At 56.9% G+C, this 11,757-nt stretch carries 10 protein-coding genes; 6 read left to right on the forward strand and 4 right to left on the reverse strand.

Annotated elements, in window-relative coordinates; all coding sequences use genetic code 11:
* The first annotated feature begins 150 nt into the window (after positions 1-150).
* The 4 genes from K7B04_RS11890 (at position 151) to K7B04_RS11905 (ending at position 3,141) form a co-directional block, all read left to right on the forward strand.
* Complete coding sequence (locus tag K7B04_RS11890) at positions 151-1,002, forward strand: transporter substrate-binding domain-containing protein (RefSeq protein ID WP_064548113.1); 852 nt, start codon at positions 151-153, stop codon at positions 1,000-1,002.
* Between the two features lie 63 nt (positions 1,003-1,065).
* Complete coding sequence (locus K7B04_RS11895; protein ID WP_163447702.1) at positions 1,066-1,707, forward strand: amino acid ABC transporter permease; 642 nt, start codon at positions 1,066-1,068, stop codon at positions 1,705-1,707.
* Between the two features lie 14 nt (positions 1,708-1,721).
* Positions 1,722-2,387 carry an amino acid ABC transporter permease gene (locus K7B04_RS11900; RefSeq protein ID WP_223804084.1) on the forward strand — a complete coding sequence of 222 codons (666 nt, stop codon included), beginning with the start codon at positions 1,722-1,724 and terminating at the stop codon, positions 2,385-2,387.
* On the forward strand, positions 2,380-3,141 hold the full coding sequence (locus K7B04_RS11905) for an amino acid ABC transporter ATP-binding protein (protein ID WP_223804085.1): 762 nt from the start codon (positions 2,380-2,382) through the stop codon (positions 3,139-3,141). Before K7B04_RS11900 ends, K7B04_RS11905 begins: the two co-directional genes overlap by 8 nt.
* A 219-nt stretch (positions 3,142-3,360) precedes the next feature.
* Here K7B04_RS11905 and K7B04_RS11910 read toward each other — a convergent pair whose 3' ends face one another.
* Positions 3,361-4,125, reverse strand: a complete 765-nt coding sequence (locus K7B04_RS11910) for an SDR family NAD(P)-dependent oxidoreductase (RefSeq protein ID WP_167576430.1) — start codon at positions 4,123-4,125, stop codon at positions 3,361-3,363.
* A 164-nt stretch (positions 4,126-4,289) separates the two neighbouring features.
* On the opposite strand from K7B04_RS11910, the gene K7B04_RS11915 reads away from it, so the two are divergent.
* On the forward strand, positions 4,290-5,621 hold the full coding sequence (locus tag K7B04_RS11915; RefSeq protein WP_223804086.1) for an aspartate aminotransferase family protein: 1,332 nt from the start codon (positions 4,290-4,292) through the stop codon (positions 5,619-5,621).
* 72 nt (positions 5,622-5,693) lie between these two features.
* On the opposite strand, the gene K7B04_RS11920 is transcribed toward K7B04_RS11915, so the two are convergent.
* The 3 genes from K7B04_RS11920 to fepA form a co-directional block, all read right to left on the reverse strand.
* Entirely contained in the window at positions 5,694-7,256 is a 1,563-nt protein-coding gene (locus K7B04_RS11920; RefSeq protein ID WP_223804087.1) for an AbgT family transporter, read from the reverse strand.
* A 192-nt stretch (positions 7,257-7,448) separates the two neighbouring features.
* Entirely contained in the window at positions 7,449-8,072 is a 624-nt protein-coding gene (entD, locus tag K7B04_RS11925; protein ID WP_167576427.1) for an enterobactin synthase subunit EntD, read from the reverse strand.
* Between the two features lie 49 nt (positions 8,073-8,121).
* Positions 8,122-10,347 (reverse strand): siderophore enterobactin receptor FepA, encoded by a 2,226-nt coding sequence (gene fepA / locus K7B04_RS11930; protein ID WP_223804088.1) that lies wholly within the window; start codon positions 10,345-10,347, stop codon positions 8,122-8,124.
* A 195-nt stretch (positions 10,348-10,542) separates the two neighbouring features.
* On the opposite strand from fepA, the gene fes reads away from it, so the two are divergent.
* A complete protein-coding gene (gene fes / locus K7B04_RS11935; protein ID WP_163447722.1) occupies positions 10,543-11,748 on the forward strand; it encodes an enterochelin esterase in 1,206 nt (401 codons plus the stop codon).
* The last annotated feature ends 9 nt before the right edge of the window (positions 11,749-11,757 follow it).

The following is an 11,757-nucleotide window of genomic DNA, read 5'->3' on the forward strand; positions in this document are numbered from 1 at the left end:
AAGCGCACGCGAAAACTGGCTCTATTCAGAATGCAAAAAGTCTCCTTACAGTAAAAACGTCTTCAGCCAGCGTCTGAAAATGCCGCTGTCGGCACACATCTTGCAACGCCGGAATAAACGTCTCTGGCATATTTGAGTAGGGGTCAAACGATGAAAAAAACGATGGGTTCGTATTATCTGGCCGCCATGATGGCGATGACCTTTTCTTTGCAGGTGGCCGCCGCTGATTTACCGGAAATTGAAAAATCCGGTACGTTAAAAGTGGCGACCGAGGATGACTACGCACCGTTTAACTTTATGAATAACGGCAATGCCGATGGGTTTAATAAAGATATGCTGGCGGCGCTGCGTGAATACGCCAAATTTAACGTTACGCAAAGTATTTTACCGTGGACCGGGTTATTAGCGGCGGTTTCTACCGGGCAATATGATATGGCGTTAACCGGCGCGGTGGTGACCGACGAACGCCTCAACGTATTTAATTTCACTCCGCCGTGGGCCTCCGCGCAACACTATTTTGTTAAGCGCGCGGGTGATAATTCATTAAATACCATTGCCGATCTGAGCGGGAAAAAAGTGGGCCTCCAGGCAGGCAGCGCGTTATTAGCTCGTTTACCGGAACTGAAGGCGATGATTGAGAAAAGCGGCGGCAAACTCGGGCCGGTGGTGGAATATCCGTCTTACCCGGAAGCGTACGCCGATTTAGCTAATAAGCGTCTCGATTACGTGATTAACGTGGTGATTTCCGTCAATGACCTGGTGAAAGCCAAACCGAAAGTGTTTGCTAAGGGACTGGCGGTCTCCGGCCCGGGTTATATGGCGTGGCCCATCCCGAAAAACTCGCCGGAGCTTTTGGCCTATATGACCAAATTTATCAATCATATGCGTGAGACCGGCAAGCTGGCCGAACTGCAGAAAAAATGGTTTGGCGAAACCTACGATGATTTGCCGACCGAACCGATTACCAGCGCCGCTCAGTTCCACAAACTTGCCGGACAGTAAATCGCTACCCGGCTAAGCCGCGCGACGCCGGGAGCGACACCCGATTCACTTCAGGAGGGCACCATGGACGTAATAGCATGGCAGTTACTGATCGAAGGCGCATGGACGACCCTCTGGATTTCCGCCATCGCCATCGCCTTTGGGGTGGCGATTGGGCTGGTTATCGCCTTTGTGCGCATGATGAAAATTCCGGTCATAGACCAGATCCTGGTCATCTATATCAGCCTGGCGCGGGCGACGCCGCTGGTGACGCTGGTGTTGTTTCTGTTTTTATCGTTGCCGACGGTAGGGATTAACCTCGATAAAACGCTCGCCGCCATCGTCGCGCTGACGCTGAACACCTCGGCGTTTAACGCGGAAATCTGGCGCAACGCTTTTCGCACCTTCCCGCGTGAACAGCGGGAAGCGGCGGAGTCGGTGGGCATGCGCCGCTGGGCCTATTTTCGCTACATCATGCTGCCGCAGATGTGGCTGGAGAGCCTGCCTGCGCTGGTCAACGAAATGTCTTTTTTAATCAAAGGCAGCCCGGCGATTGCGGTGATTGGCGTGGTCGATCTCACCCGCGTCACTAACCGTATCGCCTCGGTCACCTATGAACCGCTTTCTCCCATTCTGGCCGCCGGGCTGCTGTATGTGGTGATTATTGGCCTGCTGCTGAAACTCCAGAGCCTGGCGGAACGTAAAGCAAAACGACTGGCGCGCTAAGCCCGGGAGGACTGATGAATCAATGGGCAATTATCTGGGCCGAGCACGACAAGTTTATTACCGGGCTACTGGCGACACTGGAACTGTTTATTATCGCCGCCGTCTGCGGATTATTGATTGGTACCGTCCTGTGCTACGTCACGGAATACCAGAAGCGGGTTTTGAACAACGTTATTATGGGGTTTGTAAACCTGATGCGGGCGATTCCATTCCTGATTCTGGCCTATTTACTGTACTACGGGTTACCGGAGCTGGGGTTGAGTCTTGATGCCTGGACGGCAGGGTTAGAGGCATTAATTATCTATCATGGTGCTTATTTCTTTGAGATCCTGCGTAGCCAGAGACGGGTATTTTCCCATGGTTATATTGAAGCCGCCGTGGTGCAAGGGTTCTCTCGCTACACCATTTTTCGTCGCATCGTGATGCCCAATATTTTCTCCTCCGCACTGCCGCTGCTGGGCAACCAGCTCATTATTTGCCTGAAAGATACCGCGTTTCTGAGCATTATTACCGTTCAGGAGATTACCGCTGCCGCCAATAGCGTGCAGGCGACTTATTTTATTCCGTTTAATGCCTTTATTGTGGCGATTGCGCTGTATTGGGCCATCAGTATCGTGCTGGAGCTGCTGGTGAAACGGTTGACTGTGTATAGCGCAAAAAGAGGAATGAGCCATGTCTGATACAACGGCGGTCAGCGTCAAAAATGTCTCCAAACAGTTTGATAACGTCGAGGTGCTGCGCGACATCAATCTGACGGTGGAGAAGGGGACGGTGGTCAGTATTCTCGGCTCGTCCGGTTCGGGGAAATCCACGCTGCTGCGCTGTATGAACTGGCTGGAACAGCCGGACCGCGGTGAAATTCGTATCGGCGGTCAGCGCATCGGCGTGAATGAACAGACCGGGAAAGCGATGTCGCACCGCGATCTGTCGAAGATTCGCGAGCGGGTGGGGATGGTTTTTCAGAGCTTTAACCTGTGGCCGCATCTCACCGTGCAGCAAAACGTGATGGAGGCGCTGCTGCACGTGAAGGGGATGAAGCGCGAGGAAGCGCGCGCGATTGCCGACCAACAGCTTAAAAAGGTGGGTATGGATCATAAGGCAGATGCCTACCCGATCACGCTCTCCGGTGGGCAGAAACAGCGCGTGGCCATCGCCCGCTCGCTGGCGATGTCGCCGGAGGTGCTGCTGTTTGATGAACCCACTTCAGCGCTGGATCCGGAGCGCGTTAACGAAGTGCTCAGCGTCATGAAGTCGCTGGCGGCGGAAGGTTACACCATGGTGGTGGTGACGCATGAAATGGAGTTTGCGCGTCAGGTATCGAATGAAGTGGTGTTTCTGGAGAAGGGGATATTGATTGAGAAGGCGCCGCCGGAGATTTTCTTTAGCCAGCCAAAATCGGAGCGTGTGCGACAATTTTTGCAAAGCAGCCGTTAAACCCTCACCCCGGCCCTCTCCCTGGAAGGGAGAGGGAGAAAACCAGGCCCTTGCAAACCCGCAACTAACCGATAAACCGCACCGAACAGTCCCCTCTCCCTGTAAGGGAGAGGGAGAAAACCAGGCCCTTGCAAACCTGCAACTAGCCCATAAACCGCACCGCACAGTCCCCTCTCCCCATTGGGGAGAGGGTTAGGGTGAGGGGGAATGTGCACCGCGCTAATCCCGGTCAATGGCAAACGGCTGCCAGGCCTGACGCACCGGCATCACCTCCACGCGGTTAATATTCATATGATCCGGCAGCGTCGCGATGTACAACATCTGCTCGGCGATATCCAGCGCCGACAGCGGCGTGGTGCCGCGATACAGCGCGTCGGATGCCGCCTGGTCGCCCTTAGTGCGCACCAGCGTAAACTCCGTCTCCGCAATACCCGGCGCCAGATCGGTGACGCGCACGCCGGTGCCTAACAGGTCACAGCGCAGGTTATAGCTGAACTGCTTCACAAACGCCTTGCTGGCGCCATACACATGGCTACCCGGATACGGCCACTGCCCGGCAATCGAACCAATGTTGATAATGCTTGCCCCTGCGCCGTGGCGAACCAGCGTGGGCAGCAGCGCGTGCGTGACGTTGACCAGACCGGTGACATTGGTATCAATCATGGTGTGCCAGTCCGCGAGATCCACCTTCTGCGCGGGCTGCGGCGACAGCGCCAGACCGGCATTGTTGATGAGCGTGGTGACGTCGGCAAATTCGAGCGGCAGGGCGGCGACGGCTGACGCCACCGCCGCGCTATCCCGCACGTCCAGTTCGATAACATGCACCGGCACCCGCGATGCCAGTTCGTTTTGTAGCGCCTGTAACCGCGCCAGTCGGCGGCCGCTTAATACCAGCGCCCAGCCCGCCCGCGCAAACACGTGCGCTGCCGCTTGCCCAAAGCCGGAGGTCGCCCCGGTAATAAACACCACGTTACGTTGTTGCATTGTGCTCTCCTGTGCAGGTTGTTCCGAACACTATAAAAACCCCGGCGCGACCTGCCGAGAGACAGTCGCGGCGCGGCGATGTGACACGTTGTCACAGCCGTCGGTCTACACTGGCTCTATCACTTTTTTTTCTGTCGACGACATGATGAATCAACGCCAACGCTATGCGAGGAACGACGATGACAGAGTTAAACAATCAGGCCGTCCGCCAACTGGACAGAGAGTATGTTTTTCATTCCTGGTCAATGCAGGGCAACCTCAACCCGCTGGTGATTGCCGGGGCGAAAGGCTGTGAGCTGTGGGATTACGACGGCAAAACTTATCTGGATTTCAGCAGCCAGCTGGTAAACGTTAACCTGGGCTATCAGCACCCCCGCGTGCTGGCGGCGATGAAGGCGCAACTGGAGACGCTGGTGACGATTGCGCCCGCAACCGCCAACCTGGCGCGCGGCGAGGCGGCAAAGCGTATTATTGGCCTCGCGCCGGAAGGGTTTAGCAAAGTGTTCTTCACCAACGCCGGAGCCGACGCTAACGAGAACGCCATCCGCATGGCGCGCATGTACACTGGGCGTGACAAAGTGCTGTCGGCCTACCGCTCCTATCACGGCAACACCGGCAGTGCGATTGCCGCCACCGGCGACTGGCGTCGGGTGCCGAACGAATATTCGCGCGGCCATGTTCACTTTTTTAACCCGTATCTGTACCGCAGCGAATTTAACGCCACCACCGAGCAGGAAGAGTGCCGCCGCGCGCTGGCCCATCTGCGGCGGATGATCGAGTGCGAAGGCCCATCCTCTATCGCGGCCATTTTGCTGGAGTCGATTCCGGGTACGGCGGGCATTCTGGTGCCGCCGGAAGGCTATATGAAAGGCGTTCGTGCGCTGGCGGACGAGTTCAACATCATCCTGATTCTTGACGAAGTGATGGCGGGATTTGGCCGCACCGGCAGCTGGTTTGCCTTCGAGCAGGACGGCATCGTGCCGGATCTGATCACCTTTGCCAAAGGGGTGAACGCCGGATACGTACCAGCAGGCGGGGTGATCATCAGCGATCGGATCGCCCACTATTTTGACGATCGCTTCTTTGCTGGTGGCTTGACCTACTCCGGCCACCCGCTGGCGATGGCGGCGATCGTGGCGACGCTGGACGCGATGAAAGACGAAGGGATTGTGGAAAACGCGGCGCTGATCGGCAACGGCGTGCTGCGCCAGGGGCTGGAGGCGCTGGCGGAGCGTTCACCGCTGGTGGGCGACGTTCGCGGTCGTGGCGTCTTCCAGGCGCTGGAACTGGTCAGCGATCGGGTGAAGAAAACGCCGCTGGCGGCGGGGAACATGGCGGAGATTAAAGGTGCGTTAACCGAAGCGGGGCTGCTGAGTTTCGTGGTGGAAAACCGCATTCACGTGGTGCCGCCGTGTACCATCAGCGCTGAACAGGTGAAAAAAGGGCTGGGGATATTGCAGGATGTGCTGGGCCGTTTTGCCCATTTAGCCGTGTAGCCTCGTTCGGGCTACAAGCGGTTCCCTCTCCCCATTGGGGAGAGGGTGAGGGGGCAGCGTTGAACCTGATGCTTAACTCGGGCTCCAGGTATATGGCGCTGCAATACCCAACGGCAGACCCAGTCCCCACCACAGCAGTAGCAGCGCGCTCCACGCCACGAAGAAGGCGATGGAGTACGGCATCATCATCGAGACCAGCGTGCCTACGCCCGCACCTTTCACGTAGCGCTGGCAGTAGATCACAATCAGCGGGAAGAAGACCATCAGCGGCGTAATGATGTTGGTGCAGGAGTCACCGATACGGAACGCCGCCTGCGTCAGCTCCGGCGAAATCCCTACCGCCATCAGCATCGGCACCATAATCGGCGACAGCAGCGCCCATTTTGCCGACGCTGAACCAATCAACAGGTTAACCACCGCCGTCAGAACAATCATCCCGATGATGGTTGCCTGCCCCGGCAGCGCCAGCGCTTTCAAACCGTCCGCGCCCACCAACGCCACCAGCGTGCCGATGTTCGAGTCGCTGAATGCTTTGATAAACATGGCGCAGAAGAAGGCCATCACCATGTATGAGCCCATTTTACTCATCGAGTCATTCATCGCGCCAATGACGTCTTTGCCGGTTTTAAAGGTGCTGGAGGCAAAGCCGTATACGATACCTGGCAGGATAAAGATCAGGAAAATCAGCGGCACGATAGATTTCATGATCGGCGCGCTATACGAGGTCAGAGAGCCGTCGCTCCCACGCAGCATTGAGCCCTCCGGCCAGGCGGCGGCGGCCAGTGCGGCGAGGCCCAGCAGCATCACCAGCGACGCGCGGTTAAAGGCGCGGCTTTCCTGCGGCGTGACGTTGGACATGTCTTCATCGTGCTTAAAGTCGCCGTCAATGGTCATTTTGCTGACGCGCGGTTCGACGATGCGCTCGGTGACCCACCAGCCGACCAGCGTAATGACGATAGACGAGGCGATGCCAAAGATCAGGTTACACAGGGTATTGACGGTGTAGGTGCTGTCGAGCAGCTGGGCCGCGGCCTGAGTAAACCCTTGCAGCAGCGCGTCGTTACCGGTTGGCACCATGTTGGCGGCGAAACCGCCGGACACGCCGGAGAATGCGGCGGCAATCCCCACCAGCGGGTGGCGTCCGGCGGACATAAAGATAATTGCCCCCAGCGGGATCACCAGCACATAGCCCGCATCCGCCGCCACGTGGCTGAACATGGCGACGAAAATCAGCATTGGCGTCAGCAGTTTTTTCGGCGTCACGCGCAGCATCTTTTTCAGCGCTACGTTGATAAAGCCGGAGCTTTCCGCCACACCTACGCCGAGCATGGCGACCAGCACAATCCCCAGCGGCGCGAAGCCGGTGAAGGTGGTGACCATATTGGCCAGCGTGTTGGTCAGCGCTTCGGCGGAAAGCAGGTTGTTGACCTTGACGGCTTCCTGGGTCATCGGGTTGATGACGTCAAAGGTCATCATCGACAGCACTGCCGACAGGCCCATGACCGCCAGTAAAAAGTAGAAAAAGATCAGCGCCGGTTCTGGCAGACGGTTGCCTGCTTTTTCAATGGCATTGAGAAAGCCGCTCATCAGTCGGCTTTCGCTCACTTCTTTCCGTGTCCGTGTTTGCGTATTCATTGGATTCCTTAATTTCGCACAATTGTTTCATTGTTTGTGTGAATGTTTCGGAGGAATCATAGGGGTAATTGCGCGAGGAAACTATATGTTTTCAGGTATTAAAACTGATATGTGACCTGTTTATTGATTTTTTGTTTTGTTTATCAGTTTTTATCTGGTTATTGATTCGTTATTTTCGATTTCCGGTCATATTTATCGCTGAGAGAAGAGGGTGATGATTCGCTGCGCATCAACGGCGTGCCAGCGTAGTGACGCAGTGAGGGAAAGGGCGGGAAGCTCAACGGCGAGTGTTTCCGCGTTAAGACTGATGGTAACGGCATCATGAAAACCCTGAAGTTCGGGGCACTGTGAGGAGAACGCTTTGTACAGACTCTCCTTGGCCGAGAACGCCAGCGTCAACGCCAACGGGAAGGGCAGCGTGCTGTGGCGCAGGACGGCAAGTTCCTCTTCGCTGGCAATATGGCTCGCCAGCTCATCGGCAAGCTGAGGCGAAAAGACCGCTTCAATATCAATACCAACCGGGGTACGAGCGACGATGGCGATGGCTGTGTTACCGCAGTGGCTGATGCTGCCGTACAGACCCTCAGGCCAAATCGGCTGACGGTGCTTGCCGATTCCCGGCACCGATTTTTCACCGAATGCACGCAGCGCGTGCACGGCGGCAATCCGTCCGGCGAGGTGCTCGGTCTGGCGTTTTTTTCCTGAGCGGGCAAGCTTCGCGTGATGGGGCAGCCACAGTAAATCACCAGGGGTGAAGCTGTCGGGGTCAAAATCGATACGCTGTAAGGTGTGAAGGGTACTGTGATGTGTCTTCATGCGGCTCCTGAAAAACCCTCTCCCGCGTGGGAGAGGGGAGTGCAAACAATCAGAAGTGGGTGTTAATTCCCATGTACCAGGTACGGCCGGATTCGTTGTAGGTCTCCGCGCCGGCACCGTACATATAACCCGTCGTGCCGCCGGTGGTCTGGGCGTTACCCGCGCGCCAGTGGCGTTTGTCGAAGATGTTGTCCACGCCGCCGGTCAGGCTGACGTATTTGTTCACATCCCAGGTCGCGCTCAGGCCAACGATGCTGTACGGGCTGACTTCGTTGGTTTCGCTGCCGGTGACCGGCTGACCTTTGTAGTTATACTTCTTCGGCTGCTGCTTGCCGTACCAGGTAAAGGTCGACTGAACGGACACGTCCTGCTGAATCTGCCAGCTCAGCGTCGAGTTCAGCGTGTATTCCGGGATAATAGACAGACGATCGCCGGTGGTTTTATTTTTGCTTTGCAGCATATAGGTGATGTTGTTGGTCCAGTTCACCGTCTCGCTAACCGGCACGTTTAACGTACCTTCCAGACCTTCGACCACGGCTTTCGGGACGTTTTCCCATTTGTAGACATCGGTGCCTGTACCGTTGGTGTAAACCGGAGAATAGCCGGCTTCAATCTTGTTGCGATAGTCGTTGCGGAACCAGGTGGCACCGGCCAACCAACCATCACGTTTGAATTCGAGACCAATTTCTTTGTTGATGCTGGTCTCGGCTTTCAGATCGTCATTACCCTGCAGATAGCAGCCGGCCTTGCTGGCGTAGCAGCCCTGGCCTTTGCTGTACAGAATGTAGTTCGGGTTCGTCTGATACAGGCTCGGCGCTTTATAGGCACGGGCAATACCCATTTTCAGGGTAAAGTCGTCCAACAGTCCCTGCGACAGGTTCAACGACGGGCTCCAGTTGTCGCCCACGATGCTGTGATGATCGAAACGCAGCGCCGGGGTCAGCATGGTCGTGTCGGTCAGTTCCATGTTGTTTTCGGCAAACAACGAGAAGATTTTGGCCTCTGAATACGGGCTGCGATCGGTGCTGCTATAACCCGGAATATCGCCACCCATAAAGGTTTGGGTGTTAGAAGCGTTATCCTTCATACGCTGCTGGTTCCACTCGGTCCCGAGGGTCAGGTTCTGGTTGACCAGGTAATCGAACGGCAGGTTGATTTCGCTGTGCAGCATCACATCCGACAAATCAATGTCAGAGAACTGGTTGCTGCTGAAGATCCCTTCGGTACCCCCGGCCAGACCTTCGCCTTTACGGGAGTTTCGGGTGTGTTCGTACTGCGCCCAGTTGCTGGTCGTAATGCCGTTATCCCAGCCGCCGTTCCAGGTGACGGAGTAGGTATTGCGGTAGAGACGGTTGGTCTCTTTACCGTAGTTCTCTTTTACCAGATCGTTAGTATTGGTGTTCTGGGTATCGCCCGCGTAGAGGTTCCCCTGACGGCTATAGCCTGCTTCAAATTCCAGCGACTGCATGGGCGCAAAGTCCCAGCGCACCAGACCGTTAATGTTTTTATTTTCAACGCCTTCACGACCCGCAGGCAGGGTATCCTGATAGATACCGGTACGCTCGGACTGGTGGCCCTGGTTGATATCCCAGGCGTCGGCCTGCGTTTTGTCGAGATTACCGTACAGACGGAAGCTGAAGGCATCGCCCAGCGGGCCGGTCAGACTGAAGTCGGTACGCTTGGTTGAACCTTCGTCTTTATGCTCCGGCGCATTCATGTAGGCGTTCCAGGAGCCGTGCCATTCATTTTCGGTCTTTTTGGTGATGATATTCACCACGCCGCCCGCCGCGCCGTTGCCATAGCGTGCCGCCGCAGGGCCGCGAATTACATCAATGCGCTCAATCATTTCCGGCGGTACCCAACTGGTATCGCCGCGCGTGTCACGCTCGCCGCGCCAGCCGAGGCGGATAGAGTTGCGGCTGGTGACCGGCTTACCGTCGATCAGAATCAGGGTGTTTTCCGGGCCCATCCCGCGAATGTCAATCTGGCGGTTGTTACCGCGCTGGCCGCTGGTGGAGTTGCCGGTCAGGTTCACGCCAGGCATGGTGCGGATGATCTCAGAAACATCGCGCGCTGGCGGGCGTTTGCGGATTTCATCGGCGGTGATGGTGGAAACGCCCGGTGCCTGCAGGTTCTGCTCGGCGGCGGTTACCACCATGGTTTCGCCATTGACGTCGGTTTTGCTGTTGTCTGTTTCTGCGGCGAAGGCCGGAGCGGCCATGCCATAGATACCCAAATTGACCAGGAAGGTCAGGGATTTGATTTTATTATTCATTTTGTATCCTGCTTTTCGTCGCCGGGGGCTCGTACAGCTCCGTCCCAAAGGGCAAGCCCCGGCATGGTTATATGCGTAAAGCATGTGAAAGTTGCGCGCCAATACGCTATTGCAAATGCAAATAGTTATCAATAATATTATCAATAAATTTTAGGCTGTAACAATAAATTCCACAATAAACATGGGGTTAACGTGGTGGGGAAGTTAGCGACAGGAAGTGATGCCTGGTGGGCGACGATAAAAGGGCCAACGTATCAATGTGTTAACGGTGAATGTCAGGTGACGTTCTGGTGGCGCGATCCGGCGGGAAGCGAGGCTACTTCGCCGATTCGGCGGGTGTGGATTTACATTACCGGCGTCACCGATCACCACCACAACTCGGTGCCGCAAACCCTGCGACGCATTGATCACACCGATGCGTGGTGCTGGACTACCTCGCTGCCGTCGACCTGGCGCGGCAGCTACTGCTTCGCGCCGTCAGCGCGCGAAGATGATTTTTCCCCGGATATTTTCACGACACCCGAACCGGACCGCATGCTGCTGCGTGAAGGCTGGCGCAAGGTGCTGCCGCAGGCGATCGCCGACCCGCTCAATCCGCAGAGCTGGAAGGGCGGGCGCGGCCACGCAGTGTCGGCGCTGGAGATGCCGCAGGCGCCGGAGCAGCCTGGCTGGTCAACGCCCGCCGCGCGCTGGAACCCGCCGCAGTGCATCACCTGGCACAGCGAACGGCTGGGTAACCGGCGCCGGGCATGGATTTTTTCCACCGGCGATGCGGGCGAAGAAGAGCGTCCGCTGGCGGTGCTGCTCGACGGCCAGTTCTGGGCTGAAAGTATGCCGGTATGGCCCGCGCTGACCGCGTTAACCGACGAAGGCAAACTGCCTCCGGCGGTGTACCTGTTGATTGATGTCATCGACAACGCCCATCGCAGCATCGAGCTGCCGTGTAACCCTGACTTCTGGCTGGCGGTACAGCAAGAGCTGCTACCGCAGGTGCAGGCGATTGCGCCCTTCAGCGAACGTGCCGATCGCACCGTGGTGGCTGGCCAGAGTTTTGGCGGCCTGTCGGCGCTGTACGCCGCCTTACACTGGCCGGCGCGATTTGGCTGCGTGCTAAGCCAGTCCGGTTCTTACTGGTGGCCGCACCGCGGAGGACACCAGAGCGGCCTGATTCTGGAACAGCTTCAGCGCGGCGAAGTTCAGCCTCAGGGGTTACGCATCGTGCTCGAAGCTGGTGTTCGTGAGCCGCTCATTTTTCGCGCCAATCAGGCGCTTTTTGCCCAATTACAGCACACGCAGCTGCCGATTTTCTGGCGTCAGGTTGACGGCGGACATGATGCGCTTTGCTGGCGCGGCGGGCTGACCGCCGGGTTGATGACCCTATGGGGCCGCGAGCGCGATTAACGACAGGAG

The organism is Kluyvera sp. CRP (assembly GCF_019930565.1).
Taxonomy (GTDB): Bacteria; Pseudomonadota; Gammaproteobacteria; order Enterobacterales; family Enterobacteriaceae; genus Kluyvera; species Kluyvera georgiana_A.

Bases quoted from the DNA above. Each gene is read 5' to 3' on its own strand.
- K7B04_RS11890 (WP_064548113.1), top strand. From the start codon at position 151: ATGAAAAAAACGATGGGTTCGTATTATCTGGCCGCCATGATGGCGATG.
- K7B04_RS11895 (WP_163447702.1), top strand. From the start codon at position 1,066: ATGGACGTAATAGCATGGCAGTTACTGATCGAAGGCGCATGGACGACC.
- K7B04_RS11900 (WP_223804084.1), top strand. From the start codon at position 1,722: ATGAATCAATGGGCAATTATCTGGGCCGAGCACGACAAGTTTATTACC.
- K7B04_RS11905 (WP_223804085.1), top strand. From the start codon at position 2,380: ATGTCTGATACAACGGCGGTCAGCGTCAAAAATGTCTCCAAACAGTTT.
- K7B04_RS11910 (WP_167576430.1), bottom strand. From the start codon at position 4,125: ATGCAACAACGTAACGTGGTGTTTATTACCGGGGCGACCTCCGGCTTT.
- K7B04_RS11915 (WP_223804086.1), top strand. From the start codon at position 4,290: ATGCGAGGAACGACGATGACAGAGTTAAACAATCAGGCCGTCCGCCAA.
- K7B04_RS11920 (WP_223804087.1), bottom strand. From the start codon at position 7,256: ATGAATACGCAAACACGGACACGGAAAGAAGTGAGCGAAAGCCGACTG.
- entD (WP_167576427.1), bottom strand. From the start codon at position 8,072: ATGAAGACACATCACAGTACCCTTCACACCTTACAGCGTATCGATTTT.
- fepA (WP_223804088.1), bottom strand. From the start codon at position 10,347: ATGAATAATAAAATCAAATCCCTGACCTTCCTGGTCAATTTGGGTATC.